Here is a 26,064-nt window from a genome sequence, read left to right as displayed (position 1 = left end):
ACCGGCGCGGACCAGCGAAGCGCGGCTTTTCCGTCAGCCCGATCAAGCCTCGACGCGAAGGACACCGCCAATCAGTCGCCGCCGGATGCGCCCGGAGATCCAGTCGATCGCAGCCACCGTCACGATCATCAGAAGGATGATGAAGGCGACCTCGTCCCAATGGCGCACACGGATGCGCTCGGCGATCTGCAGGCCGATGCCGCCGGCGCCGACGACGCCGAGGATCGTCGCCGAGCGCGTGTTGCTCTCAAAGAAGTACAGCGCCTGGGCAAGCATCACCGGCGCCACCTGGGGCAGCACTCCAAAGCGGATGGCCGCCAGGCGTCCGCCGCCGGCGGCGACGATCCCCTCGGCCTGCCTCTTCTCGGCATTCTCGATGGCTTCGGCATAGAGCTTCGCCAGCACCGCGATATCCGCCGTGAAGATGGCGAGCACGCCCGCCAAAGGCCCAAGCCCCACCGCGCGCACATAGGCCAGCGCCCAGATGAGTTGGTCAACGCCGCGGAAGCCATCCAGCACGCGGCGCAGCGAAAAGCGGAACAGCACGCTGGTGACGATGTTACGCGCGCCGAGGAAGCCCAGCGGCACCGCGACGATTGCCGCCATGAAGGTGCCGAGGAAGGCCATGGCGACCGATTCCGCCATGCCCTTGAGGATGTCCACCCACAGCTCGCCGGGCGAAGGCGGGATCATCAGCACAACGATGGTGCCAAGGCCCGACAGCCCGTTCCACAGCCGCTGCGGCGTGAAGCCGAACCCCCAAAGGGCACCGGCCAGCCAAGCGAGGAACAGGGACCAGCCGACCGCACGAAGGACCCGCCGCCCCCTCGTCGCACCGAAGGCCGCAGGCACGCGGTCCCGCCACAACGCGACATCCGGGCTCATCGCGTCGTCTCCAGTCGCCCGATGGCCGCGTGGCGCAGGCGCTCCGACAGCAGGTCCACGCAGGACACGGTCAGGATGATCAGCAGCACGATGGCGCTGATCTCCTCATAATAGTTGAAGGAGATCACCTTGTAGAGTTCCTCGCCGATGCCGCCGGCGCCTACGAAACCGATAACGCTCGCGGAGCGGATGTTCACCTCAAAGCGCAGCAGCAGGTAGGAGATGATGTTCGGCAACACCTGCGGCAGCACAGCGAAGCGACAGGCGTGGAACCACGACCCCCCGGTGCTTTGCACACCTTCCCACGCCTTTAGGTCGGCGTTCTCGATGGCCTCGGCGAACAACTTGCCATTGGCGCCGGCGGAATGCAGCGCGATGGCCAGAATGCCGGCAAGCGGCCCGACACCGAAGGCCCAGACGAAGATCAGCGCGTAGACGATCTCGGGCACGGTGCGGAGCGCCTCGAGCGAGCGCCGCGCCAACTGGTAGGTGAGCGACGAGGGCGCGATGTTCCGCGCCGCGGGAAAGGCCAGCAGCAGCGCGGCCACTGAGCCCATCAGCGTCGCCAGCGCGGCCATGTTGGCCGTCTCGAGGATCAGCAGCGACCACTCGGGCAGGCGGTACATCCAGAAGGCGATCGAGCCCTCCGTCTCCGCGTCCGAGAACAGCGTCGCCCAGCGCAGGTCGGGAAGGATTCGACCGAAATACTCGCCGATACGCGGCAGCCCGGCCCAGAGCGTGGCGGGGTACGCCTCGCTGACCCAGCCGGCGACAAGCAGACAGAGGAACAGGATCGCCGCACCGAGCAGCGCCTGGCGGCGCTTCTCCCGGTGGGCGGTCTGATAGGCTTCCTCCCCGCGGATCACCGCGGGGAGGCCGGTAGCGTAGGAGGCGCTCACGAACGCCGGCGACGGGCGGCGGCTTCCTCGCGCCGCAGGTCGACGATCATCGCGAAAGTCTCGTGCGTGACTTCGCGATAGCCCATGCCGCCGCCGCGCTCGATCTGCTGGTAGATCTCGGGATGCGACTTGGGCAGCGCCAGGTGAAAGCGCGTCATGTCTTCCTTGAACGCGTCCGGCAGCGCGCTGCGAACAACGAGCGGGCCGTTCGGGATCGGGTCTGAGGTCCAAACGATCCGGAGATCGGCCATGTTCAGCATGCCCTTCTCCACCATGGCGCGCAGATTGCCGCGGCTGTAGCCCTGCGCGACGTCACCCTGGCCCGAGGCCCAGGTCACCGCACCGTCGTACTGGCGCTGCAGCACCGCGACGACGCCCTGCTCATGCCCCCCGGCGAAGCCGGTGCGCGAGAAGTACTGGCCGCTCTCCACGCCGATGCCCGAGCGGCGCAGCGCGAACCGCGGAATCAGGTAGCCGGAGGTCGAGTTCGGATCGGCCCAGGCGAGCGACTTGCCGCGCATCTGCTCCAGATTGGTGATGCCGCTATCCGCGCGGACGACCAGCACGGCGACATAGGCGATAGAGCCGTCATTCTCCTCGGGCACCACCAGCGGCTGCACACCGCCGTTCGTGTCGAGCCAAGCGCCGGCATAGCCGGAGGAGCCCATGCTCGACATCTCGATCTGGCCCGCCGAGAATGCCTGCAGCACGCCGGCGTAGTCGCTCGCCGGGAACAGGCGCGTCGGCACGCCGAAGGTCGTCTCGAGCAGTTCACGATAGGCGCCGAAGCGACCAAGGCGATCAGCCTCGTTCTCGCCGCCGAGCAGGCCGACGCGCAGCTGCGGGACCTGGTCCACCCACGGGCGGCGGCCGGCAGTCGGCATCGTCGTATTGGCGTCGAGCGTGCGACGCATCGTCGGCTGCGCCTGCTGTTGCTGCGCGGCGGCGATGCCAGGCGCGATCAGCGCGCCGGCGGTCAGGCCGGCAAGAGTACGACGGGTGATCATGGCGCTTCTCCTATGAAGCAGTGTCAGGCGGTGACGGGCTGGCGCGGCGTAGCGCCGACGGCCGCGGCGGCCTGCTCGGCGAACTCCTCCTCGCTCACGCCGTAGATCTCGCGGATTCGTTGCGCGGTGAGGTCGATGGGCGCGCCGTCGAAGACGAGGCGCCCGGCGTTCAGCGCCACGATGCGATCGCAGTACTCGCGGGCGGTTGCGAGGTCATGCAGGTTGACCAGGACGGTAATCCCATCCCGGTTCACGCCGCGCAGCGCATCCATGACGATGCGCGAATTGCGCGGATCGAGACTCGCGATCGGTTCATCCGCCAGGATGATGCGCGGCTCCTGCAGCATGGCGCGGGCGATCGCGACGCGCTGCTGCTGGCCGCCCGAGAGCGTTTCCGCGCGCTGCAGCGCCGCCTCGGCGAGGTCGAAGCGATCCAGGGCTGCGAGCGCCATGGCTCGCTCCTCAGCGGTGAACATCCGAAGCAAGGATGAGATCAGTGGCCGCCGGTTCAGCCGCCCGACCAGCACGTTGGTCAGTACATCGAGCCGCTGCACAAGGTTGAACTGCTGGAAGATCATCGCGCAGCGCATGCGCCAGTCCCGCAGCGCCTTCGCCTTCAGCGCAGTGATGTCGGTGCCGTCGAACCGGATGCGCCCTTCGGACGGATCAGTCAGCCGGTTCAGCATGCGCAGCATCGTCGACTTGCCGGCCCCGGAACGGCCAATCACGCCGACCATCTGCCCGGCAGGGATGCGCAGGCTGACGCCGTCCACAGCTGTCTTCGCGCCAAAGCGGCGCGTCAGGCCCTCGATTTCCAGCATCGTCCCACAGCATCCCCGATGCGGCGCGGCGTAGCAGCGCGAGGTGACCACCCGATGACGTCAGAGTGACAGAGCTGTTGCGAAGCGGCAGGCTGCGTCCAAACATACGGAGGACCTCCATGACCAGCCGCCGCGCTCTGATCGCCGCATCCATCGCCCTGCCCGCCGTGCCGCGCTCCGTCGCCGCGCAGGAGGGGTGGCCGAGCCGCGCAGTCGCCGTTCTGCTCGGGTATCCGCCCGGCGGCGTCACGGATTTCGCGGCGCGGGCGGTGACCGAGCGTATGGGGCGGGCGCTCGGCCAGACCCTGGTGCTGGAGAATCGGCCGGGAGCGGCAACGGCGGTCGCCAACACCGCGGCAGCGCAGGCGCGACCCGATGGCTACACGCTGCTGATGGGCACCTCGACGCTCGCCATCAACCCGGCACTACAGCCGACGCTGACCCCGCGTGATCCGCAGACGGCGCTGACGCCGATCGGCACGGTATTCCGCACCGCCTTCGTGCTCCATGTGCATCCGTCGCTGCCGGTACGCTCAACGGCGGAGTTGATTGCCTATGCCAAGGCCAATCCGGGGAAGCTGAATTTCGGGTCGTCCGGCACCGGCGCGGTGAACCATCTGTGCCTGGAACTGTTCCGCGCCCGCGCCGGCATCGACGTAGTGCATGTTCCCTATCGCGGCGGGCCCGCCGCGTTGCTGGACCTGCGCGAGAACCGCATCCAGGGCATGTTCAACGCAGTGCAGGAAGCCCTGCCCGCGGTGCAGGCCGGTGCTACGCGTGGGATCGCCATTTCGTCGAAGGATCGCGCTGCAGCCGTGCCGGACCTGCCACCGATCGCCGATGTGCTGCCGGGCTTCGACGGCGTGTTCTGGCAGGGACTGTTCGGCCCGGCCGGGCTGCCGGCGCCGATCGTCGCGCGCGCCGGCGCGGCACTACGGGAAGCGACCACCGATCCGGACCTGACCACCCGCATGGCTGCGCAGGGCGTGGCCCTGGTCAGCGGTGACGCCGAGGCCCTGCGCCGCATGTTGGCAGAGGAGACTGAGATGTGGGGCCGCCTGATCCGCGAGCAGAATATCCGGGCCGAATGAGCGGCCCGATAACTGTCTGGTCGGGGGTCGTTCAGGCAAATCCGAGCTCCCGGCCCGGGCGACGCGGGCGTGCCGGCCATCAGAGTCGAAGACGTGATGGCCGGCGCTGTTCCCGTCAGGGCAGCTCGATAACCAGGTTGAGGAAGTTATCGACCGCGATCGTGCTGTCCGGCCCGACGACGCAGGTGGATTCACGCTCCTCGATCAGCGCCGGGCCGCTCAGCGTCGCGCCGGAACGCAGCGCATAGCGGTCATAGACCGGGCATTCGAGCCACCCAGCGCCCTCGAACAACACGCGGCGCGTGGTGCGCGGCGTCGGCTGGGCGGGCGCATCGCCTTTCGGCACCGCACCAGCGAGGTCGATCGTCCAGCCCGGCGCGGAGCAGGACAGGCGCCAGGACAGCGCCTCGATCGGGCTTTCCTCGACCACGCGCTCGAAGCGGTCGCGATAGGTTTCGAAGAAGGTGCTGCGGATCGCCGGGACATCGGCGTCCGAGAGTTCCAGGCTCGGCAGCGCGACCGGGATCTCGAAGCCCTGGCCGACATGGCGCATCTCGGCGACCGGGCGGAAGGTGATGGCGTCAGCCTTCGCACCCGCCTCGGTCAGCAATTGCGTGCCGATCGCCTTCATCTCGGCGAACAAGCCGTTCACCCGCGCCCAGTCGATGCGCTCCAGCCGCGCAACGTAGGACCGCACCATGTCCGTCGCCGGTGGTGCGACGAGGAAGCCGAGCGCCGAGGCCACGCCCGCACCCAGCGGTACCACCAGCGTCTTGATCTTCAGCAGCCGCGCGAGGTTCCAGGCATGCACCGGGCCCGCACCACCGAAGGCGATCATGGTGTAGCGGCGCGGATCCTTGCCCTTCTCGGCCAGATGCATGCGCGTCGCGGACGCCATCGTCTCGTCGACGATGCGCTGCACGCCGAGGGCCGCCTCATCGACGCCGATGCCGGTCTCGGCCGAGATGCGCGTCTCGAAGGCCTTGCGCACCGGGTCGAGGTTCAGCGCCATCTCGCCGCCGAGGAAGTAGGCGGGGTCGAGACGGCCAAGCACGAGGTCCGCATCGGTCACGGCGGGTTCGACGCCGCCGCGGCCGTAGCAGACCGGCCCCGGCTTCGCGCCGGCGCTGCGCGGCCCGACCTTCATCAGCCCCGAGCCCGGATCGATGCGCGCGAGCGACCCGCCGCCCGCGCCGATCTCGATCATGTCCACCACCGAGACCTTCAGCGGCAGGCCAGACCCCTTCTGGAAGCGGCGCACGCGGCCGGCCTCGAAGTCGAACTTGTGGTTCGGCTCGAAGTGATCGACCAGGCACATCTTCGCGGTGGTGCCGCCCATGTCGTAGGACACGACATGCTCGAGCCCCGCGAGGCGCGAGATGAAGGCCGCCGCCATCGCGCCGGCCGCCGGGCCGGATTCGATCAGGCGGATCGGGAAGTCCTTCGCCTCGCGGACGGTGGTGATGCCGCCACCCGACAGCATGATATAGAGATTGCCACGGAAGCCGGTGGCCTCCAGCGAGGACTGCACGCGATCGAGATACCGCGCCATCAGCGGCTGCACATAGGCGTTGGCGCAGGCGGTCGAGGTGCGTTCGAACTCGCGGATTTCCGGCGCCACCTCGGCCGAGAGCGAAACCGGCACCTTCGGATACAGGCTGCGGATGATCTCGCCCGCGCGCTTTTCATGCTGCGGCGCGTGGTAGGAATGCAGGAAGCCGACCGCGATCGCCTCGGCGCCCTCGCCTTCCACCAGTTGCTTTGCAGCCGTCGCCACGGCCGCTTCGTCGAGCGGCTTCAGCACGCGGCCGTCATTGGCGATGCGCTCGGGGATTTCCAGGCGCAGCGCGCGTGGCACCAGGATCGCTGGGGTTTCCAGGAACAAGTCGTACAGGTCGTAGCGCGTTTCGCGCCCGATCTCGATGCTGTCGCGGAAACCATCGGTGCAGAGCAGGCCGACCGTCGCGCCCGTCCGCTCGATGATGGTGTTGGTCACCAGCGTCGTGCCGTGGATGACGCTGTGCAGGTCCTCGGGCTTCAGGTCGGCCTCGCGCAGGATGCGCGCGATGCCGTTCAGGATGGCCTCGGAGGGATCGTCCGGCGTGGTCAGCAGCTTGCCGGTACGGACGATGTTGCGCACCGGGTCGTGCAGCACCAGGTCGGTGAAGGTGCCGCCGACATCGACCCCGACGCGGGCGGTGGAAGTGGTGGTCATGCGCGTCACTCCACGCCGTAGATGGTCTTGGCCGCCTCGGCCGAGATGTAGCCGTGGCGAAGGTCTTCCTTCACCGATTCAGGGGCGCGCTTCTTCGGGTCGCCATACCCGCCGCCGCCGGCATAAAGCAGCAGCACCGACTGCTTCGGGTCGATCGAGGTGCGCGACTTCGGATGCGGCTTGGTGCCGTCGCCGAACTCGATAACCGAGGGCGCACCATGCAGGCCGCCGAGGATGCCGCCCGCCGGGTTCTTGTGGCGGTCGGACAGCAGCGACAGGCGCGCGGCCTGTTCGCTGTCGAGCTCCAGTTCGATCTCCTGGCCCAGACCACCGCGGAAGGTGCCGGCGCCGCCGGAATCCACGCGCAGGCGCTTCTTGCGCACGATGATCGGCGCGACGGATTCATAGGCCTCGATGGAGCCCGCGCCGACATTGGTCGGGAAGGCCGTCGCCGACATGCCGTCCTTGTGCGGGCAGGCGCCCATGCCGCCGGAGGCGAACAGCACCTGGGAGAAGCTGTCGCCATCCGCCTTGGTGCCGCTGAACAGCGCGCGCATGGTCGGCGCGCCACCGCAATCGGCGATCACCTTGTCCGGGATGACCTGCGCCAGCGCCTGGTAGATCGCGCCTGCCAGCAGGTGGCCCGTGAGCTGCCGCGCGCTGACCGGCGCGGGATAGACGGGGTTCAGGATCGACCGCTCCGGCGCCGAGACCGTGACGGCCTGGTACGAGCCCTCATTGCGCGGCGTGAAGGGATCGAGCGCGCACTTCACCGGATAGACCGAGTAAGCGTGCGTGTAGTTCATCACGCAGTTGATGCCGCGATCGATCTGCGGCGAGGTGCCGGCATAGTCGATATGCATCGTCTCGCCCTTCACCGTGACGGTGCAGGCGATGCGCGTGTGCTTGTCGTCGAAGCCGTCGGCAGTGATGACGGAGGACCAGGAACCATCCGGCACGGCGGCGATGGCGCGGCGCAGCGCGCGGTCTGCGCGCTCGCTCAGCGCGCCCGACAATTCCTGCAAATCGGGCAGGCCGGTGTCTTCCAGAAATTCCGCGACGCGGCGCGCGCCGACCTCGGCCGCGACAACCTGCGCCTGCAGATCGCCCAGCACCTGGCGCGGCACGCGGACATTGCCGAGCAGGATGTCGAGCAACTGCTCGTTCCACTTCCCTTCGCGCAGCAGGCGCGACGGCGGGATGCGGATGCCTTCCTCGAAGATCTCGCGGCAGTCAGCCGACCACAGCGACCCCCCGACATCCGGCGAATGCGAGATCGAGCCCGAGAAGCCCACCAGCTTGCCGCGATGGAAGATGCCCGTGGTGACGGTGAAGTCCGGAAGGTGGCCGGTCGCAAGCCACGGGTCGTTGGTCACGACCACGTCGCCCGGCTTCCAGGTCTCGGCCGGATAACGCTTCAGGAAGTCCTTCGTCGTCTTGGGCAGGATGCAGGAGAAGGAGGCGAGGCCGCCCGTGTTCTCCGACACGCTGTTGCCATCCCGGTCCATCAGCACCGTGGCGAAGTCGTTCGACTCGCGCACGATGGTGGAGAAGGCGGTGCGGAGCAGCCCGGTGGCCGCCTCGTCCGCCGCCGAGATCAGGCGGTTCCAGTAGATTTCGAGGGTAATTGGGTCCAGCGCGGAAGCTGGCGGCGCTTCGGGCATCACATCCATCCGGTCATGCGTCAGGGCGATGACGGAAGTGTGGGCTGGCCCGAAGCGACCGGCCAATATGATTTCCGACGATATTAATATGCTGGACGAATTGATCAGACCTTCGGCGGGTCGCGGTACTGGACGTTCTGCTTGGCCAGCTTCTCGATCAGCCGGGCCGATCCACTCTGACGCTCCTCGGCAATATGCGCGACCAGCCCGCCGCTGCGGGACACGACGGCGAGGCCGCGCATCACCTCAGGACCGAAGCCGATGTCGGAGAAGGCGGCGCCGATCGCCCCGGTCGCATTGATGGTGATGTGCTTGCCGGCGGCGCGGTCAACCTCCTCCGCCAGGATGCGCAGCATGGCGATGTGCGGGCCGGCCGCGCCGGCCTGTTCGGCGACCTCGAACAGCCGGGCCGACCGCGGATCGTCCGGCTTGTGGAAGCGGTGGCCGAAGCCGGGCACCGCCTTCTTCTCGGCGCGGTGCTTCGCGGCCACCTCGGCGCAATAGGCGCGCGGATCGCCGCCGGCCTTCACCCCGGCCTGGAGGATGCGCGCGCAGCCTTCCATCGTGCCCATGAAGGTGTCGCCGATCGTCATCAGGCTCGCACCCATCGCCACCTGGATCTGGTCGGGCACGGCGCTGGCGACGAAGCGCGCCGTCAGCGTGTTCAGCGTCAGCCCGTGCTCCATCAGGATCACCAGGCAGGCGTCGAGCGCCCGCGTCTCGGCCGGGGTGGGAACCCGGTTCCGCAGCAGGAAGAACACCATCTCCGTATAAGTCAGATGCCCGACGAGCTCCGTCACCAGATCCTTGCCGCGGATGGTGATGGAGGTCTCGTCGGTAGTGCAGAGGTAAGTGGTGTTGTTGTCCATTCTCGTTTCCTCCCCTGGCCGCTTCAGGCTGCGACGGGCGGAACGGATTCCGCCATCCACCGCGCGATCGCGGTCATTGCCGCATCGGTGTGGGACTGGCCCATCACCTGCACGCCCATCGGCATCCCGCCAACCGACATCAGCGGCACCGTCACCACGGGCGCGCCAAGCGCCGAACTCGGCGTGTTGTAGACGGCATCGCCGGTCGGCCGCTTGATCTGCGGCTGGCCCGGCACGTCGCCCGTCCATACCGGCGCGGGGCCGGGCGAGGCCGGCGCGATCAGCGCATCGACCACCGGCCCGATCGCCTCATGCGCGCGGCGCATTTCCTCACGCTTCAGGATGGCGGCGCGATAATCCTCGATGCTCTGCTTCTCGGCCCCGGCGAGGACCGACTTGGCCCGATCGCTGATGTTGTTCGGGTCCTGCGCGACCAGGTTGCGGAAGTTCCAGTGGTTCTCCCAGCCGGTGATGACGTTGGTCAGTGCCTGCACGCCCTGGATCGCCTGTTCGAAGCGCTCGATGGCCGGATGGTCGGCGCGGCGCAGCACCGTCACGCCCTGCGCGCGCAAGGCGTCCACGATCGCCTCGAAGGCCGCGCGGCTGGCATCGTCCAGCAGGCGCCAGCCCTCGGCCTCCATCACCGCGACGGTCGCCGGGCGGCGCGCCGCCGGCGGCGCATCCGGGCCGAACAGGCCCAGCCGGCCCGGATCGCCCCCCGCCCGCTTCGCGATCTCGATGGCGACCAGCCACATATCCTCGATGGAGCCGGCATGCGGGCCATGGGTGCTCATGCTGGTCGCCTGCCGCTCACCGCGGTTGATGCCGCCCTGCGTCGGCTTCAGCGCGTAGTTTCCGCAATAGCTGGCGGGGCGGATGATCGACCCGCCGACCTGCGAGCCGATCGCCGCCGGCACCATGCATGCCCCGACAGCGGCCGCAGAACCCGACGAAGATCCGCCCGGCGTGCGCCCGGAATCGAAGGGGTTGGTCGTCGGGCCGGGATGCGCGCCGCCGAGCTCGGTCGTCACGGTCTTGCCGAGCACCACCGTGCCGGCCTGGCGTAGCGCCCAGACGGCCGCATTGTCCCGCTTCGGGAAATTCCCGCGATACCCCACGCAGCCCATCTGCGTCGGCATGTCGCGCGTCTCGAGCAGGTCCTTGATGCCCACCGGCATGCCGTCGATGGCCGAGAGCGGCTTCCCCGCCTTCCACCGTGCGGTGCTGGCATCGGCCGCCTCGCGCGCGCCCTGCTGGTTCATCACCACCCAGGCGCGGACGGTCGGCTCGCGCGCGGCAATCGTCTCCAGGCAGCGTTCCAGATAGGCGCGCGGCGTGTCCGAGCCATCGGCGAATCGCGGCGTGGCGTCGTGGAAGGTGAGCCCGCGGAAGGTGCTGGGCGAATAGGCGGTCATGGCTGGCGCGTCTCCTTCAGGAACGCGGACATTCATGCCCGCTACGCGCCGCGCGTCCAGCCGGGGTGCCGTTACGCCTTCGGGCCGTCATCCGGAATCGGCTTACCCTCCACCATCCTGCGCCAGGAAAAGCGGGACAGGTCGATGGAACGGAAGCCGCCATCGACGATCATCTCCTTCACCGCGCGGCCGACCGCCGGCGCGTGCTGCAGCCCGTGCCCCGAGAAGCCAGCCCAGAGAATCATGTTCGGCACCGTGTCGATCCAGTCGATCGTAGGTCGGGTCGGGTTCGACCACCGTCACCTCGGCAACTGCCCCCGCGCGGGCGAGGGAATAGGCGATGGCGGACCCCATGATGCCGCCGCCGATGATGACGATGCGCCGCATGCAGCTACGCCCCGGCTAAGGTTCCATGCGGACTGTGCGGCAGTTTCCACGCCTTGTCTTCCTCGCGCACCCGCGCGCGGCATGCGAAGCTGCGTGTTCCAGCTGGAGGGCACGATGGGGGAACACGGCATGGAACGCGGCACGTCGCGCCGGCGCATCGAAGATGACCGCTTCCTGCGCGGCACCGGCCGCTTCGTGGACGACATCGCAACGCCCGGCGCCCTGCATGGCGCCGCGCTGCGGTCCCCGCACGCCCATGCGCGCATCCTGTCCATCGACACCGCTGCCGCGGCAGTCATGCCCGGGGTCCGCGCCGTTCTCACCACTGCGGAACTGCGGGCCGACGGCATCGGCCCCCTGCCCTGCATCGCCAAGGTCGCGACGGTCGAACCCCTGATCATTCCCGTCCGCCCGGCCCTGGCCGACGGCCTCGTCCGGCATGTCGGCGATGCGGTCGCCTTCGTCATCGCCGAAACGCCCGCGCAGGCGCGCGACGCGGCAGAGGCGATCCTGGTCGAGTATGACCCTCTGCCTGCGGTAACGGACGGCGAGGCGGCTCTGGCGCAGGGGGCGCCGCAGCTATGGCCGGAGGCAGCGGGCAATCTCTGCTTCCGCTTCCGGAAGGGCGACGCCGCGGCGGTCGAAGCAGCCTTCGCCGCGGCAACCACCATCGTCGAGCTGGACCTCGTCAACAACCGCGTCACTGCCGCACCAATGGAGCCGCGCACGGCGATCGGCAGCTTCGACGCGGCGACCGGCGATTACTTGCTGGAAGTGAGTGGCCAGGCCGTGCATGGCATCCGCGACCAGCTCGCCGACACGGTCTTCCGCGTGCCGCGCGAAAGAATGCAGGTGGTGGCGCCGGATGTCGGCGGCGGCTTCGGTGCCAAGAATTTCCTGTTCCCTGAATATGTCCTGTTGCTGCTTGCAGCGCGCCGCCTCGGCCGGCCCGTGCGCTGGGTCTCCGACCGGACGGAGGACTTCCTCAGCACCGCCCAGGGCCGCGACAATCGCACACGCGCACGGCTCGGGTTGGACGCTGAAGGCCGCTTCCTCGGTCTTCAAGTCGAGACGATTGCCAATCTCGGCGCCTACCTGTCGAGCAGCGGCCCGGGCAGTTCAACGAACGCGCCGGGGACGGCGATGGGTGGGCTTTACGCCATTCCCGCCGTCCACATGGATGTACGTGGTGCCTTCACTAACACGGTGCCGATCGACGCCTATCGCGGGGCCGGCAAGCCCGAGGCGAACTACATCATCGAGCGACTGATCGACCTCGCCGCGCATCGCACCGGCCATAGTGCGACGGAGCTGCGCCGGCGGAACCTGATCGCCGACTTCCCGCACAAGACGGCGATGGGAATGACGATCGACGTCGGCGAGTTTCATGCCAATCTCGACCGCGCCCTCGCTGCCGCGAACGTCGCCGGCTTCGCCGCCCGGCGCGAGGCTTCGCGCGCGCGGGGCATGCTGCGCGGCCTCGGCGTCGCTTGCTTCCTCGAGACATCGCGCGGCGCGCCCGGTGAATGGGCGGCGGTGCGTTTCGAGGCGGATGAGCGCGTCGCGCTTGCCATTGGCACTCAATCCAACGGCCAGGGACACGAGACGAGTTTTCCGCAGGTCGCCGCCGACCTGCTCGGCCTGCCCGTCGATACCTTTCGCCTGGTGCAGGCCGATACGCGCCATGTGACGCGGGGCCACGGCCATGGCGGCGCGCGGTCCCTGCACATGGGCGGGGAAGCCCTGGTACGCGCGATCGACGTCGTGCTGGTGAAGGGCCGTGGCTTGGCGGCGCAGCTCCTGCAATCCCCGGAAGCCTCGCTGCACTTCGCCGGGGGTCGCTTCAGCGTCGAGGGCGATCCGTCGGGCAGCGGCATCGGGTTGCTCGAACTGGCGCGGGCGGCGCGTGAAGCCGGCGCGCCGCTCGATGCCGAGGTGGACAGCGACCTCGACCTCGTCACGTTTCCCAACGGCTGCCAAGTGGCGGAGGTAGAGATTGACCGTGAAACGGGGAAGCTCAGCCTGGAACGCTATGTCGCGATCGACGACTACGGGCGGCTGGTCAATCCGATGCTGACCATCGGCCAGGTGCAGGGCGGCCTCGCCCAGGGCATCGGCCAAGCGCTGTTCGAGGAGATCGCCTATGATCAGGACTCCGGTCAGATCCTGACCGCCTCGCTGATGGACTACTGCCTGCCGCGGGCAGAGGACCTCCCGCCACTGGAGGTGACGTGCATCGAGGTGCCGACCGCGTCGAACCGGCTAGGCGTGAAGGGATCTGGCCAGGCCGGCTGCATCGGCGCGCCGCAGACGGTGATGAACGCCGTGCTGGACGCGCTGGCGCCACTCGGCATTGAGACGATCGACATGCCTGCTACCCCGGGCCGGCTATGGCAGGCGATGCGGGACGCCGCCGCGGTCCGCTGAACATGGAACTGCGTCACCTCCGCTATTTCGTCGTCCTGGCCGAGGAACTGCACTTCAGCCGCGCGGCGGATCGGCTCGGCATTTCGCAGCCGCCGCTGAGCCAGCAGATCCGCGCCCTGGAGGAGGATCTCCAGGTCCGGTTGCTCGACCGCACCAGCCGCAGCGTCGAACTCACCGCGGCCGGCCGGCTGTTCCTGGCCGAGGCGCGGGCGACGCTCGACCAGGCCGACCGCGCGCGACAGACGGCGGCGCGCGCGCATCGCGGGGAGATCGGTGAGCTGACCGTCGGGCTGTACCCCTCGGCGCTGTTGGCGGAACCCGTCGCATCCGCAATCCTCGCCTTCCGGCGCAAGCATCCGCGCGCGCGGCTGGAACTGCGGGAACGCGCTGTCTATGCGGCGGTACGGGACATGGCTGGCGGCACGTTGGAGATCGCCTTCCTGCGCTACGCCACGCCGCCGGAGGTGCCGCCTGGCTTCGCCCTGACCGAGGTGATGCGCGAGCCGATGATGCTCGTGGTCCATCAGGACCACCGGCTGGCTACGCACGAGCCGCCAGTGCCGCTGGAAGAACTGGCGCAGGAGCCATTCATCCATTTTTCGCCGCGTTCCGACAGCGGGATGCACGAGCATGTCGCCGCCCTTTGCGCGACCGCAGGGTTCGAGCCACGCATCGAGCAGGAGGCGAACCAGAATGGCTCGATCCTCGCACTCATCGGCACCGGCCTCGGCATCTCGATCCTGCCGCGTTCGCTCTGCCGGCTGAGCCTGCCGGAACTGCGCGTGCTGCCGATCGCAAGCCCCGCCGCGATGTCCGGCATCTTCTTGGCGTACCGCAAGCGCGGCGGCGGGCCTCTGCTGGGCACCCTGGTCGAACTGGCGCTGGCCGCCGCGAAGCCCGCCTGACTCCCCACAATGTCACGTCGTCGAGACTGTGCAGGACCGGTGGCGGCAAGTATTAGTGGTCGGCGATGCTTTCCCTCAGACTTGTCCTGCTCGCCTTGGGCCTGTCGGCCTGCGCCGGATCGCGCCTGCCGACGACCGAGGTCCTGCCCGCCTCCCCTTTGGCGCGTGCCGCCATCATGGAATGGCAGGCCTGGGGTCGGGTCGTCATCGTCGGCTGGCCCGACGAACCGCCGGCCGACAGCGCCGCGACGCCCGATCGCCTAAGCCGCCTGAACGAGTATTGGTCCTCGCTGCCCGGCGGCTGGCGGATCGCACAGAGGCATGCCGATCTGCGCGTCGGCATCATTGCCATGGAGCAGCGGATCGGCACGGAGACGGAGGAGGGCGACGGCATGGACGGTGCCCGCCCCGCGGTCGCCGCAATCGACGATATGAGCTTCTACGCGAACCCGGCCTGGTCGGCGGCCTTCATCTCCGCCATCGCGCGGCTGGCGGCCCTGCCGGAGAGCGACCTGCCCTCCTCCTCCCGCCATGCGCGGTACGTCGACGCGATGATCGCAAGGTCCTTCGCGGAGCCGAACGGTGCCCGCTTCCTGCCGCGCGCACCCGAGGAGTATGCGCCATCGCCGGGCGACCTGATCTGCGCCGACCGTTCCTACGAACCGCTGGTGCATTGGTCGGAGCGGCTGGCGGATCGCGGGCGGCCGCGGCCCATGCATTGCGATGTGGTGGTCAGCACCGCGCGCGGCACCATCGATGCCATCGGCGGCAATGTCCGTGGCCTGGTGGCCCGGCGCCGCTTCCCGAGCGACCAGACCGGCCGCGTTCTGCAGGCGCCATCCGGCCGGCCTCAGTTCATGCTGATCCTCGCCGACCGCGCGAACCTGCCCAGCACACCGTAATCCTGACTAGGCGAAGAGCTCCGGCCGGTATTCGAAGTGCATCGTGTCGTAGTGGTACCATTTGCCACCCCAGATGAATCGCTCCGCCTCGAAGATCTCGACGATCTCCGGCGGGATGCGGTTGCGATAGACCGGTTCGCCGCGCGAACGCGCCCACGCCCAATAGTCGGAGTGCTGCACGGCGATATCGATGGCCGCGCCGAAGGCATGCATGCTGGGCAGCCCGGTATCGGCGACGACCCGACAATTGGAGGTGCCAGCCGAGGGCACGAGCCAGGCCTTCAGCCGGTCGGGCAGATCCTCCAGCCGGTCGATCACTCGGTCGAGCCGACCGGCGACATCGTTGACCGTCGTAACGGGCAGCATCTGCGGCCTGGTGCGCGGCATCCATTGCACCTGCCGCCGCCGCGATGGGCCCTCCCGGCATTCCCCATACATCTTCAAGAAAAACGGGGTGTGGCGCAGCCTGCCGGGGCTGTGATCACGCGGCGGCGGTTGTCGCCAAACCGGCCCGGGCTCATAGGTCTGACGGAGCTGGTCCGCGATCGTAGCGTCACGCAGCATCACCTCGAAGGGACGTGCGGCTTGTCCCTCACCCGTCGGCATGCGCGTGCCGTCGGCCCAGACGAGCGAATCGCTCTCAACCCTCACGAGGTGGTCGGGGTAGCTCGACACCAACCGCGTGAGCGCCCGGCCCGCCGTGCTTGCTTCGGGCCCGTAAGCGTCACCGGTTCGGCAAGCGGCGAGCGCCGCAAGGCCGCTCAGCAGCAGACGCCGATCGAGATGCATCCTGCCTTCTCCCTTCGGCGGCTGCGGGCCAGCGCGGCGGGGTTATCGTTGCGCGCTCTATTGACCTGACGCTGAATTTACTGGCAACCGCCTGCCAATACTCGACGTTCGGATTGTTGCGGCCTACGCCCGCACCAACTTCGCTCAAGACCCGCTTTCCCGATACGCCGCGCATCGCCCCGCGATGCTGCGCAATGCATGAGAGCCAATGTCAGACAAGGACTACGTGTTTTCGCGCCTCGGCCCAACGAAGCCTTCGTCGGGCGACAGGCGTGAATTGCTGACCATTCCACGCAAGGACGGCTCGGCCGGCCGACGGGTCGTCGAGGTGGTGCATGTGCGCGCAGGCGACGCCCCGCCGGGACGCGCTCCCGTTCGCCGGCCAGGATACGGCAGCCACTCGGAAACCTGGGAACACGGCTTCCCGGCCCGGTCGGCCACGCCGCCTTTGCCGTTGCCGGCCGAGCCGATCCAAACCGGGCCGGCCGAACCGGTCGCGCATATCATGCCGATGTGGGAACCCGCGCCGGTGGAACCCGAGCCCTCGCCTCCCGAGCCGCCGCGCCCCGCCCCCATGGCCCGGAAGCGCGGCCGGCCCGCAGCAGTGCGGCGCGTCGCCGACCCGTTTGACACCGCCGATGACGGCATGAACTGTTTGCGTTGCGGCTACGTCGTGGAGTCGGCGCGCGAGCAGCGCGGCCTCATGACCTGCGCCGCCTGCGGATAGCCTAGCCGTCGGCCGACCGCAGCGCCCCGCGCAGGAACACGTCGACCGCATCGCGCGTCAACCGATGCATCTCCGCCTCGGTTGGCGGCCCTTGCAGGCCGAGCAGCAAGAACATGTGGGCCGCGCCGATTGCCATGCCGAACAGCATGTGCGCGCCTTCGACCGGATCGGTGAGAGAAAGTCGGCCTTTCGCGACCTCGGCGGCCAAGCGGCGTTCCAACGCATTCGCCCCCTTATCGAGCACGGCACGGTTGAAGGCGTCCGCGAGTTCCGGTGATCGCTTCACTTCGCCGATGACCAGGCGGAGGATCGCGACCTGCCGCGGTTCGAAGATGTGGTGCGTCAGCGCGACCAGCATCCCGCACAGCGCCGCCGCGAGTTCCGGTTCGCTTTCCAGCGCGGGATCGATTGCGACAGGACCGAAGCAGTCCTTCATGACTGCCCCGAACAGCTCTGCCTTCGATGGGAAGTGCTGATACAGCGTGCGCTTCGACATGCCGGCCAGTGCGGCAACATCGTCCATCCGGGCGGCAGCATAACCGTCACGCAGGAAGACGTCCTCGGCTGCCTCGCGCAGCAGGCGCAGGCGATCCGCCTCGCCGAGGCGGCGCCGCGGCGGCGCCTCTGTCGCGATGCTCATGGTGCCGCCGGACGCGTCTGCGCCATCTGACCGCTCCGTTCCTGCCAACCGCCCCCGAGGGCACGATACAGCGAAACGCGGTTCTGCTGGCGAAGCAATTCCTGGGCGATCAGTTCCTGCTGCGCGGTGAAGAGCTGGCGCTGGGCATCGAGCGCGGCCTGATAGTTGTCCAGCCCGCTGCGGAAGCGTGTCAGGGCGACGCCATAGGCGCCCTGATAGGCGCCGACCAGGGCGCGCTGCGCCGCGATCTGACGGTCGAAGGTCCCGCGGGCGGCGAGCGAATCGGCCACCTCCCGAAAGGCCGTCTGCACCGCCCGCTCATAGGTCGCGACCTGGATGTCGGTTCGGATCTTCGCCGCATCCAGGCTGCCCTGCAGCGTACCGCCGGTAAAGATTGGCAGGTTGATCTGGGGAGCAAAACTCCAGGTGCCACTGCCGGCGCCGAACAGGTTGGACAGGCTGGCGCTCGCCGTGCCGGCGCTTGCCGTCAGCGTGATGCTCGGAAAGAACGCGGCACGCGCTGCGCCGATCTCCGCATTGGCGGCAACCAGGTTGCGCTCGGCCGCCAGCACGTCCGGCCGGCGGAGCAGGATGGCAGAGGAGACGCCCGCCGGCACATCCGACACCGGGCGTCCAAGATCGGACAATGAACTCGGCAGCATGTCCTGCGGCACTGGCCGGCCGAGCAGCAACGCCAGCCCATTCTCGTTCTGCGCCTTGAACCGCGTATAGCGTTCGAGGCTGGCACGCGCCGTCTCGACCGAGGTCTGCGCCTGGCGCAGCGCGAGCTCAGTCGCCGTGCCGCCCTGATAGGCGGCGCGGGTGATGGCGAAGGCTTCCTGCTGGTTCGCCAGCGTCCGGCGGGTGAGGTCGATCGCCTCCTGGTCCGCGGCGATGGCAAGCCATGCCTCGGCGACCTGTCCGATCAGGCTGATCTGCGCCGCCCGTCGCGTCTCGGCATAACCAAGATAGCGCTGGAACGCCGCCTCGCTAAGGCTTTGCACCCGGCCGAAAAGGTCGATCTCATAAGTGCTGATGCCGACGCCGGCGCCCCAGATCCGACGCGTCACGCCGGCCGTGCCGTTGGCGGGCGCGCCGGAGCCGACGACGCCGAGCGGCGAGCGCGAGGCGCTGAGATCGGCGCTGGCCCCGACATTCGGAAAAAGCTCGCCATGCTGAACGCGATACTGGGCCTCGGCCAGCGAGACGTTCAGAACCGCAATGCGCAGATCGCGGTTGTTCGCAATCGCCGTCTCGATGGCGCGCTGCAGGCGCTGGTCAGTGAAGACGTCACGCCAGCCGATGGCGTCTGCTTCCAGCGTTGCGTCGATCGGCGCCGACTGCGGCGCAGCGGTGGCGCGATAGGCCGGGCCCTCCGGCCAGGCGGCCTGCACCGTCGGGTCGGTCGAGGGTCGGTCGGGGATCAGGCTGCACCCGGCGAGCAAAAGCGCGGCGAACGAAAGGGCGGGTAATCGCGTCATGGTCACTCTCCCGCCTGCGGCTGGTGGACCGAGGCCGGGGCCGGGTTGTGGGAGGCGGGCGGCCTGCGCCGCGTACGGAACAGGCGCAGCACCACCAGGAAGAACAGCGGGACAAAGGTGATGGCCAGCACCGTGCCGGCCGCGACGCCGCCCAGCACGCCGATGCCGATAGCGTTCTGGCCGCCCGCGCCGGCACCGCTCGCGATGGCCAGCGGCACGACGCCGAGCCCGAAGGCCAGCGACGTCATGATGATCGGGCGCAGACGCTGACGCGCCGCGTCCGCCGCCGCGTCGACGAGTTCCATCCCTCGGTCGAAGTTCTCCTTGGCGAACTCGACGATCAGGATCGCGTTCTTGGCAGACAGGCCGATCGTCGTCAGCAGGCCCACCTGGAAATACACGTCGTTCGACAGGCCGCGCGCGATGGATGCCGCGACCGCGCCGAGGACGCCGAGCGGTACCACCATCATCACCGATGCCGGGATCGACCAGCTCTCGTACAGCGCCGCAAGGCAGAGGAAGACCACGAGCAGCGAGATCATGTAGAGCGCGCCCGCCTGGCCGGAGGCCTGCCGTTCCTCGTAGGACAGGCCCGACCAGGTATGGCCGAAGCCGGGCGGCAGCTGGGCCACCAGCCGTTCCATCTCCGCCATTGCTTCACCCGTCGTGTGGCCGGGCGCGGGCGCGCCGGCGATCTCGCGGGAAGCGATACCGTTGAAGCGTTCGAGGCGCGGCGAACCATGGATCCATTCCGTGCGCCCGAAGGCGGAGAACGGCACCATCTGACCTTGCGCGTTGCGCACGAACCAACGGTCCAGGTCGCCGGGCAGCATGCGTGAATCCGCCTGGCCCTGCAGATAGACGCGCTTCACACGGCCGCGGTCCATGAAGTCGTTGACGTAGGTCGCGCCCCAGGCGGTGGCGAGGGTCGTGTTGATGTCGCTCACCGACAGGCCGAGGGCACTCGCGCGTTCCCAGTCGACGATCAGGCGGAACTGCGCCTCATCGTTCAGCCCATTCGGGCGCACCGCCGCCAGGATGGGGCTCTGCGCGGCAAGACCGAGCAACTGGTCGCGCGCCGCCATCAGCGCCGCATGGCCGCGCCCGCCCTGGTCGAGCAGCTGGAAGGTGAAGCCTGTCGCATTGCCAAGCTCGGTGATGGCGGGCGGCGCAAAGCCGAAGATCATGGCGTCGCGGTAGCCGGCAAAGCGGGCCATGATGCGCCCGGTCAGCGCCTGCACGCGATGCGCGGCATCGGGCCGCTCGGACCAGTCGCGCAGGCGCACGAAAGCCATGCCGGCATTCTGGCCACGGCCGCTGAAGTTGAAGCCATTGATGGTGAAGACCGAGGCAACGGTCTCGCCTTCCTCCTGCAGCAGATAGTTGCGGACCTCCTCAAGTGCGCGCTGGGTGCGGTCGGAGGTCGCGCCCGGCGGGGCGATCACCTGGACGAAGGCGATGCCCTGATCCTCATCCGGCAGGAAGCCGCCCGGCAGGCGAAGGAAGCCGGTGACGAGGGCGCCGAGCAGCAGTCCGTAGATGAGCAACATTCGCACTGGGCGACGGAGGCTGCCCTTCACGAAGCCAGTGTAGCGGTTGTTCAGGCGGTCGAAGTTCCGGTTGAACCAGCCGGCGAAGCCCTTCTTGCCCTGATCCGGCTTGTGCGGCTTCAGCAGCGTCGCGCAGAGCGCCGGGGTGAAGAAGATCGCCGTGAAGACCGACAGCGCCATGGCCGTGGCAATGGTGATCGAGAACTGCCGGTAGATGACGCCCGTCGATCCGCCGAAGAACGCCATGGGCAGGAACACGGCGGACAGGACCATGCCGATGCCGATGAGCGCACCGGTGATCTGGTCCATCGACTTGCGCGTGGCTTCGAGGGGCGAGAGGTGCTCCTCGGCCATCACGCGCTCGACGTTCTCGACGACGACGATGGCGTCGTCGACCAGCAGGCCGATCGCCAGCACCAAACCGAACATCGTCAGCGTGTTGATCGTGAATCCCGCCGCCTGCAGCACCGCAAAGGTGCCCAGCAGGACCACCGGCACGGCGATCGTCGGGATCAGCGTTGCGCGGAGGTTCTGCAGGAACAGCAGCATGACGAAGAAGACGAGGACGATCGCCTCGATCAGAGTGTGCACCACGCTTTCAATCGACAGGCGCACGAAGGGCGTCGTGTCGTAGGGATAGACCACCTCGAGCCCCGGGGGCAGCAACGGACGGACATTGTCGATGGTGGCGCGCACCGCGTTGGCCGCGTCGAGCGCGTTGGCGCCCGAGGCGAGCCGGATGCCGATGCCCGCGGCCGGCTGGCCGTTGTACAGCGTGCTGAAGGCGTAGTTCTCGTTGCCGATCTCGACCCGCGCGACATCGCGCAGCCGGACCTGCGACCCATCCTGCTGCACGCGCAACAGGATGGCGCCGAAGGCCTCCGGCGTCGTCAGGTAGGACGGGCCGATGACAGTGGCGTTGAGCTGCTGGCCCTGCACCGAGGGCAGCGCGCCCATCTCGCCGCTCGCAATCTGCACATTCTGCGCGCGGATCGCGTTGGCGACGTCGCCCGGGGTAAGCTGGTAAGTGACGAGCTTCGCCGGATCCAGCCAGATGCGCATCGCGTACTGCGAGCCGAACACCTGGTAGTCGCCGACGCCCGGCGTACGGCTGACCGGATCCTGCACGTTGGTGACGACGAAGTCCGAGATATCGGAATTGGTCATCCGCCCGTCGGTGGAGACGAAGCCCACCACCAGCAGGAAGTTGTTGGTGGCCTTCTGGACGCGGATGCCCTGCTGCTGGACGGTCAGCGGCAGGCGCGGCACGGCAAGCTGCACCTTGTTCTGCACCTGCACCTGCGCGGTGTCAGGGTTGGTGCCCTGCGCGAAGGTCAGGGTGATGGTCGCGCTGCCATCCTTGGCCGCGTTCGAGGAGAAGTACAGCAGGTTGTCGATGCCGCTAAGCTGCTGCTCGATCACCTGCACGACGGTGGACTGCACCGTTTCCGCCGAAGCGCCCGGGTAGCTCACCTGGATCGAGATGGCTGGCGGCGCGATGGAGGGATATTGCGCGACCGGCAGGGAGCGCAGCGAGATCACGCCGGCCATCATGATCGCGATCGCGATCACCCAGGCGAAGACCGGGCGGTCGATGAAGAAACGGGCCATGGGAGGATGCCTGGGCTCAGCCGCCGGTGCGGGCGGGGGTGGCTGCGGCGGTCGCCGCCGGCGCCGCCGGCGCTTCGGTCGCGTTGACCTTCGCGCCGGGGCGGATGCGCTGGATGCCTTCCATCACGACGCGGTCGCCGGGGCTGAGCCCCGCCGTCACCAGCCAGTTGGTGCCGATGGCGCGGCTGGTCTGCAGCACGCGCTGTTCCACCACGCCTTCGGCGTTGACGACATAGGCCATGGGCTCGCCACGCGGGGTGCGGCTGACGGCCTGCTGCGGGACCAGCAGGGCGCGGTCGATCGTGCCTTCCTCGACGCGGGCGCGCACGAACATGCCGGGCATCAGCAGCCCGTCCGGGTTCGGGAAGACGGCGCGCAGCGTGACCGAGCCGGTGCCCTGGTCGACGATGACCTCGGAGAACTGGATCTCTCCGCGCTGCGGATATTCCGTGCCGTCCTCGAGAATCAGCACAGCCGCGGCGCGGTCCGTCGATTCGCGGCGCAACACGCCTTCGGCGATGTCGCGGCGCTGGCGCAGCAGGGCCGCGCTCGGCTGCGTCATGTCGACGTAGATCGGGTTGAGCTGCGTGACGGTGACCAGCGTACTCGCCTGGTTGGCAGTGACCAGCGCGCCAACGGTGACCGAAGCACGGCCCGTCCGCCCGGCGATCGGGGAATTCACCACCGTGTAGCCGAGGTTGATGCGCGCCGTGTCGACTGCCGCCTCGGCCGAGGCAATGTCCGCCTGAGCCTGCCGCAGCGTCGCCTCCGCCGTGTCGAGGTCCTGCTGGCTGACGGCACGGGCGCGCACCAGCGGGCGATAGCGGTTAACGGTGATCTCGGCGGACCCCGCCGTCGCCTGGGCGCGCGCGAGCGCCGCCTCGGCCGTGTCCAGCGCCGCCTGGTACGGCGCGGGATCGATCCGGAACAGCGGCTGGCCGGCGTTGACCGTCTCACCTTCGGTGAACAGCCGCTCCCGCAGCACGCCGCCGACCTGGGGCCGGACCTCCGCGACCTGGGATGCCGTGGTCCGGCCCGGCAGCACAATACTGACCGGCGCCGGCTGCTGGCGCAGCGTCGTTACGGTCACGTCGACCGGTCTCGCCGGCGCGGACGCCGCCTGGGCCGGATGGCTCGGCCCATCATCGCAGGCAGACAGTAGCGGCAGGATGAAGAGCACGGCCGTGAGCAGGGTCGCGCGGCGGCCACGCACCCAACGATCGGCAAAAACCGGCATGATGACCTCGAATGGAAACGCGTCAGTTTCTTAGGCTTCGAAACTGACGAGTTTCCAATCCGCGGTCAAGCGAATTTGCTGCGTCGCAACAAAACGAAACTCTCAGTCCGCGGCATCGAGCTTATCCTGCGTCCGTTCCTCGAAATCGCTTGCGGCGTGCCGCTCGCGAAGCTGCCCGGATGGATCGCCCTGCATGCGATTGACCATGCGGCCGCGTTTCACTGCCGGGCGTTCGGCGATGAGGTCCGCCCAGCGCTGGACGTGGGAATAGGACTGGACGTCGAGGAATTCGGCCGCGCCGTAGATCCAGCCCTTCACCAGCCCACCATACCAAGGCCAGATCGCCATGTCGGCGATGGTGTAGTCGGCCCCCGCGATGAACTCGGACTCGGCCAGGCGCCGGTCAAGCACGTCGAGCTGGCGCTTGGCTTCCATCGCAAAGCGATCGATGGGGTATTCCATCTTGGTCGGCGCATAGGCGTAGAAATGCCCGAAGCCGCCGCCAAGATAGGGCGCGCTGCCCATCTGCCAGAACAGCCAGGACAGCGTCTCGGCACGGGCTGGGCCGTCTTTCGGCAGGAAGGCGCCGAACTTCTCCGCAAGGTGCAGCAGGATCGCGCCCGATTCGAAGACCCGCACCGGAGTCGGTCCGCTGCGGTCGAGCAGCGCGGGAATCTTCGAGTTCGGATTGACGGCGACGAAGCCGCTGCCGAACTGGTCGCCCTCGCCGATGCGGATCAGCCAGGCGTCGTACTCCGCGCCGGCATGGCCGAGGGCGAGCAGTTCCTCGAGCATGATCGTCACCTTCACCCCATTCGGCGTGGCGAGCGAATAGAGCTGCAGCGGGTGGCGTCCGACCGGCAGTTCCTTCTCATGCGTCGGGCCGGCGACGGGTCGGTTGATGTTCGCGAAGCGGCCGCCATTGGCCTTGTTCCAGGTCCAGACCTTCGGCGGCTCATACTCGGCAGCACTCATCGGATGGGCTCCATGGGGGTGACGTGCCATCCAGTTGGTGTGCCGCAGCGGATGCGCCAGGGTCCTTGCGGCCGCTGATCGGCCGCGCACGCCCGTCTCCGTCAGCCGACCTACTGTGCGGCAGCGAGCGGGCTGGCTGCGACGTGTCTGTTCGGGGGCCGCTTCAGGCCGAGATGCTCCCGCAGCGTCCGGCCCGTGTACTCCGTGCGATAGAGTCCCCGCCTCTGCAGGATCGGCACGACATGATCGACGAAGAAGGCGAGGCCACCGGGCATCAGGCTGAACGTCATCATGAAGCCATCGCAGGCCTCGGCGGAGAACCACTCCTCCATGTGGTCGGCCATCTGCTCGGCCGTGCCGCGGAAGGTCTCGTGCCCGCGTTCGTAGCGCTGCCAGAGCTGGCGCAGCGTCAGGCCCTGCCGGATCAGGCCGATGATGTGATGGTAGTAGGCCTGGTGGAAATTGGCGCTCTGCGGAATCCGGTCTTCCGGGATCGGCTGGTCGGGATCGAGGTCCGACAGATCCGCCTCGAGGTCCATGCCGAGGCGCATCTTGCCGACGACCGGATGGATCATCTCCTGCAGCGTCCGGTACATGTCCTCCGCTTCCTGCGCGCTGTGCGCCAGCAGGTTCGGCTTGCCGGCCAGCACTTTCATCTCGTCGCGGTCGCGACCGAACTTCGCCATGCGGCCCTTGAGATCCTCGTACGACGCTTTCGCTTTCTCCACCGTGCTGTCGGAGGCGAAGACCACCTCGGCTACGCTCGCCGCGAAGTCGCGGCCCGTATCCGACGCGCCGGCCTGGATGATGACAGGCTGGCCCTGCGGCGTGCGCTCGATGTTCAGCGCACCGTGAACCTTGAAGAACTGGCCCTCGTGGGCGGTCACATGCTGCTTGGACGGTTCGAACACCTGACCGCGCGCGCGGTCGCGGATCCATGCATCGTCCTCCCAGGTGTCCCAGAGCTTCTGCACCACGTCGACGAACTCGCTCGCTCGCTCATACCGCAGGGCATGGGGCGGCAGTTTCTCATGCCCGAAGTTGCGGGCCGCGAAATCATTTGCCGAGGTGACGACGTTCCACGCGGCCCGGCCATGGCTGAGGTGATCGAGCGAGGCGAACTGCCGCGCTATATTGTAGGGTTCAGAAAAGCTTGTGCTCGCCGTGCCGCCCAGGCCGATGCGCGTCGTCATGCCCGCCAGCGCCGACAGCAGGGTGATCGGCTCGAACACGTTCATGAACATCGGGAAGCGGCTGTAGGCTTCGAGCTGCGCCGTCCGCGCGGCCGGGGTGTCGGCGATAAAGAACAGGTCGAACAGGCCCTTCTCCGCGGTCAGCGCCGCGTCGCGATACCATTCGATGCTGGTCGCCGAGGCGAGGTCGGTGCTCGGGTGAAGCCAGGACGCCGCATGGTATCCGGTCGGTTGAACAAGGATCGCGAGAGCGATCTTGCGGCTGGATGCCATGCCCTTCCTCCTGCTTGGCAGACCCCTCGGGCTGCGGGGCGCAGTCTGCGCCGGTCATGAGCAGGGCGGAAGTAGGGGCGACAGGGGTGCAATGCCGTGCT

21 protein-coding genes and 1 pseudogene are annotated in these 26,064 nt (G+C 68.3%); 5 read left to right on the top strand and 17 right to left on the bottom strand.

Translation table 11 applies throughout. From position 1 onward, the window contains the following. Positions 1-42: 42 nt before the first annotated feature. The 4 genes from phnE (GXW78_RS01245) to phnC are packed head-to-tail and all read right to left on the bottom strand — an operon-like array spanning position 43 to position 3,612. Positions 43-885, bottom strand: coding sequence for a phosphonate ABC transporter, permease protein PhnE (gene phnE, locus GXW78_RS01245; RefSeq protein WP_211865332.1), 843 nt, complete (start codon positions 883-885; stop codon positions 43-45). Continuing rightward, the gene (gene phnE, locus GXW78_RS01240) at positions 882-1,784 is read right to left on the bottom strand and encodes a phosphonate ABC transporter, permease protein PhnE (RefSeq protein WP_211865330.1); all 903 of its coding nucleotides are present in this window, start codon (positions 1,782-1,784) and stop codon (positions 882-884) included. Before phnE (GXW78_RS01240) ends, phnE (GXW78_RS01245) begins: the two co-directional genes overlap by 4 nt. After that, the gene (gene phnD / locus GXW78_RS01235; RefSeq protein WP_211865328.1) at positions 1,781-2,791 is read right to left on the bottom strand and encodes a phosphate/phosphite/phosphonate ABC transporter substrate-binding protein; all 1,011 of its coding nucleotides are present in this window, start codon (positions 2,789-2,791) and stop codon (positions 1,781-1,783) included. Before phnD ends, phnE (GXW78_RS01240) begins: the two co-directional genes overlap by 4 nt. Positions 2,792-2,814: 23 nt before the next feature. Then, positions 2,815-3,612 carry a phosphonate ABC transporter ATP-binding protein gene (gene phnC / locus GXW78_RS01230; protein WP_211865326.1) on the bottom strand — a complete coding sequence of 266 codons (798 nt, stop codon included), beginning with the start codon at positions 3,610-3,612 and terminating at the stop codon, positions 2,815-2,817. A gap of 119 nt (positions 3,613-3,731) precedes the next feature. Here phnC and GXW78_RS01225 point away from each other — a divergent pair, with 119 nt between their 5' ends. Beyond that, entirely contained in the window at positions 3,732-4,703 is a 972-nt protein-coding gene (locus GXW78_RS01225) for a Bug family tripartite tricarboxylate transporter substrate binding protein (protein ID WP_211865324.1), read from the top strand. A gap of 115 nt (positions 4,704-4,818) precedes the next feature. On the opposite strand, the gene GXW78_RS01220 is transcribed toward GXW78_RS01225, so the two are convergent. From GXW78_RS01220 to GXW78_RS28565, 6 genes and pseudogenes are all read right to left on the bottom strand, one after another. Continuing rightward, the gene (locus GXW78_RS01220) at positions 4,819-6,918 is read right to left on the bottom strand and encodes a hydantoinase/oxoprolinase family protein (RefSeq protein WP_211865322.1); all 2,100 of its coding nucleotides are present in this window, start codon (positions 6,916-6,918) and stop codon (positions 4,819-4,821) included. A gap of 5 nt (positions 6,919-6,923) precedes the next feature. Beyond that, positions 6,924-8,648: a hydantoinase B/oxoprolinase family protein gene (locus GXW78_RS01215; RefSeq protein ID WP_211865320.1), complete on the bottom strand. Its 1,725-nt coding sequence runs from the start codon at positions 8,646-8,648 to the stop codon at positions 6,924-6,926. A 38-nt stretch (positions 8,649-8,686) separates the two neighbouring features. Then, positions 8,687-9,451: a citryl-CoA lyase gene (locus tag GXW78_RS01210; RefSeq protein WP_211865318.1), complete on the bottom strand. Its 765-nt coding sequence runs from the start codon at positions 9,449-9,451 to the stop codon at positions 8,687-8,689. 23 nt (positions 9,452-9,474) lie between these two features. Next, positions 9,475-10,866 (bottom strand): amidase, encoded by a 1,392-nt coding sequence (locus GXW78_RS01205; RefSeq protein WP_211865316.1) that lies wholly within the window; start codon positions 10,864-10,866, stop codon positions 9,475-9,477. 71 nt (positions 10,867-10,937) lie between these two features. Next, a complete protein-coding gene (locus GXW78_RS27720; RefSeq protein ID WP_246521737.1) occupies positions 10,938-11,111 on the bottom strand; it encodes a hypothetical protein in 174 nt (57 codons plus the stop codon). Between the two features lie 31 nt (positions 11,112-11,142). Then, positions 11,143-11,253: pseudogene (locus GXW78_RS28565) on the bottom strand (FAD-dependent oxidoreductase); the annotation flags it as partial. A 93-nt stretch (positions 11,254-11,346) separates the two neighbouring features. On the opposite strand from GXW78_RS28565, the gene GXW78_RS01195 reads away from it, so the two are divergent. The 3 genes from GXW78_RS01195 to GXW78_RS01185 all read left to right on the top strand — a co-directional run bounded on the left by GXW78_RS01195 (position 11,347) and on the right by GXW78_RS01185 (position 15,487). Beyond that, positions 11,347-13,680, top strand: coding sequence for a xanthine dehydrogenase family protein molybdopterin-binding subunit (locus GXW78_RS01195; protein ID WP_338147656.1), 2,334 nt, complete (start codon positions 11,347-11,349; stop codon positions 13,678-13,680). 2 nt (positions 13,681-13,682) lie between these two features. Further along, positions 13,683-14,585, top strand: coding sequence for a LysR substrate-binding domain-containing protein (locus GXW78_RS01190; protein ID WP_211865312.1), 903 nt, complete (start codon positions 13,683-13,685; stop codon positions 14,583-14,585). A gap of 65 nt (positions 14,586-14,650) precedes the next feature. After that, positions 14,651-15,487 (top strand): DUF2272 domain-containing protein, encoded by an 837-nt coding sequence (locus GXW78_RS01185; protein ID WP_246521736.1) that lies wholly within the window; start codon positions 14,651-14,653, stop codon positions 15,485-15,487. A 6-nt stretch (positions 15,488-15,493) separates the two neighbouring features. Here GXW78_RS01185 and GXW78_RS01180 read toward each other — a convergent pair whose 3' ends face one another. Further along, positions 15,494-16,276, bottom strand: coding sequence for a M15 family metallopeptidase (locus GXW78_RS01180; protein WP_211865311.1), 783 nt, complete (start codon positions 16,274-16,276; stop codon positions 15,494-15,496). Positions 16,277-16,484: 208 nt separating this feature from the next. Here GXW78_RS01180 and GXW78_RS01175 point away from each other — a divergent pair, with 208 nt between their 5' ends. Further along, complete coding sequence (locus GXW78_RS01175) at positions 16,485-17,003, top strand: hypothetical protein (protein WP_211865310.1); 519 nt, start codon at positions 16,485-16,487, stop codon at positions 17,001-17,003. A 1-nt stretch (position 17,004) separates the two neighbouring features. Here the strand turns inward: GXW78_RS01175 and GXW78_RS01170 are convergent, their stop codons facing one another. The 6 genes from GXW78_RS01170 to GXW78_RS01145 form a co-directional block, all read right to left on the bottom strand. Further along, a complete protein-coding gene (locus tag GXW78_RS01170) occupies positions 17,005-17,643 on the bottom strand; it encodes a TetR/AcrR family transcriptional regulator (protein WP_211865309.1) in 639 nt (212 codons plus the stop codon). After that, entirely contained in the window at positions 17,640-19,124 is a 1,485-nt protein-coding gene (locus GXW78_RS01165; protein ID WP_211865308.1) for an efflux transporter outer membrane subunit, read from the bottom strand. Before GXW78_RS01165 ends, GXW78_RS01170 begins: the two co-directional genes overlap by 4 nt. A gap of 2 nt (positions 19,125-19,126) precedes the next feature. Then, complete coding sequence (locus GXW78_RS01160; protein ID WP_211865307.1) at positions 19,127-22,285, bottom strand: efflux RND transporter permease subunit; 3,159 nt, start codon at positions 22,283-22,285, stop codon at positions 19,127-19,129. Between the two features lie 16 nt (positions 22,286-22,301). Next, positions 22,302-23,522 (bottom strand): efflux RND transporter periplasmic adaptor subunit, encoded by a 1,221-nt coding sequence (locus GXW78_RS01155; protein WP_211865306.1) that lies wholly within the window; start codon positions 23,520-23,522, stop codon positions 22,302-22,304. A 102-nt stretch (positions 23,523-23,624) separates the two neighbouring features. Continuing rightward, on the bottom strand, positions 23,625-24,497 hold the full coding sequence (gene yghU, locus GXW78_RS01150) for a glutathione-dependent disulfide-bond oxidoreductase (protein WP_211865304.1): 873 nt from the start codon (positions 24,495-24,497) through the stop codon (positions 23,625-23,627). A 110-nt stretch (positions 24,498-24,607) separates the two neighbouring features. Next, positions 24,608-25,963, bottom strand: a complete 1,356-nt coding sequence (locus tag GXW78_RS01145; RefSeq protein WP_211865302.1) for an LLM class flavin-dependent oxidoreductase — start codon at positions 25,961-25,963, stop codon at positions 24,608-24,610. Between the last annotated feature and the right edge of the window lie 101 nt (positions 25,964-26,064).

Origin of the sequence: Neoroseomonas terrae, assembly GCF_018129025.1 — a bacterium.
In the GTDB taxonomy this organism is placed as follows: Bacteria; Pseudomonadota; Alphaproteobacteria; order Acetobacterales; family Acetobacteraceae; genus Neoroseomonas; species Neoroseomonas terrae.
The sequence above is the reverse complement of the archived record's forward strand: the minus strand, read 5'-3'. Positions and strand labels throughout refer to the sequence as shown.

Excerpts from the sequence above, each read along its gene's own strand:
- GXW78_RS01210 (WP_211865318.1), bottom strand. The coding sequence starts at position 9,451 with ATGGACAACAACACCACTTACCTCTGCACTACCGACGAGACCTCCATC.
- yghU (WP_211865304.1), bottom strand. The coding sequence starts at position 24,497 with ATGAGTGCTGCCGAGTATGAGCCGCCGAAGGTCTGGACCTGGAACAAG.
- GXW78_RS01180 (WP_211865311.1), bottom strand. The coding sequence starts at position 16,276 with ATGCATCTCGATCGGCGTCTGCTGCTGAGCGGCCTTGCGGCGCTCGCC.
- GXW78_RS27720 (WP_246521737.1), bottom strand. The coding sequence starts at position 11,111 with ATGATTCTCTGGGCTGGCTTCTCGGGGCACGGGCTGCAGCACGCGCCG.
- phnD (WP_211865328.1), bottom strand. The coding sequence starts at position 2,791 with ATGATCACCCGTCGTACTCTTGCCGGCCTGACCGCCGGCGCGCTGATC.
- GXW78_RS01160 (WP_211865307.1), bottom strand. The coding sequence starts at position 22,285 with ATGGCCCGTTTCTTCATCGACCGCCCGGTCTTCGCCTGGGTGATCGCG.
- GXW78_RS01165 (WP_211865308.1), bottom strand. The coding sequence starts at position 19,124 with ATGACGCGATTACCCGCCCTTTCGTTCGCCGCGCTTTTGCTCGCCGGG.
- GXW78_RS01170 (WP_211865309.1), bottom strand. The coding sequence starts at position 17,643 with ATGAGCATCGCGACAGAGGCGCCGCCGCGGCGCCGCCTCGGCGAGGCG.
- GXW78_RS01145 (WP_211865302.1), bottom strand. The coding sequence starts at position 25,963 with ATGGCATCCAGCCGCAAGATCGCTCTCGCGATCCTTGTTCAACCGACC.
- GXW78_RS01175 (WP_211865310.1), top strand. The coding sequence starts at position 16,485 with ATGTCAGACAAGGACTACGTGTTTTCGCGCCTCGGCCCAACGAAGCCT.
- GXW78_RS01220 (WP_211865322.1), bottom strand. The coding sequence starts at position 6,918 with ATGACCACCACTTCCACCGCCCGCGTCGGGGTCGATGTCGGCGGCACC.
- GXW78_RS01155 (WP_211865306.1), bottom strand. The coding sequence starts at position 23,522 with ATGCCGGTTTTTGCCGATCGTTGGGTGCGTGGCCGCCGCGCGACCCTG.
- GXW78_RS01185 (WP_246521736.1), top strand. The coding sequence starts at position 14,651 with ATGCTTTCCCTCAGACTTGTCCTGCTCGCCTTGGGCCTGTCGGCCTGC.
- phnC (WP_211865326.1), bottom strand. The coding sequence starts at position 3,612 with ATGCTGGAAATCGAGGGCCTGACGCGCCGCTTTGGCGCGAAGACAGCT.
- GXW78_RS01225 (WP_211865324.1), top strand. The coding sequence starts at position 3,732 with ATGACCAGCCGCCGCGCTCTGATCGCCGCATCCATCGCCCTGCCCGCC.
- GXW78_RS01190 (WP_211865312.1), top strand. The coding sequence starts at position 13,683 with ATGGAACTGCGTCACCTCCGCTATTTCGTCGTCCTGGCCGAGGAACTG.
- GXW78_RS01205 (WP_211865316.1), bottom strand. The coding sequence starts at position 10,866 with ATGACCGCCTATTCGCCCAGCACCTTCCGCGGGCTCACCTTCCACGAC.
- phnE (WP_211865332.1), bottom strand. The coding sequence starts at position 885 with ATGAGCCCGGATGTCGCGTTGTGGCGGGACCGCGTGCCTGCGGCCTTC.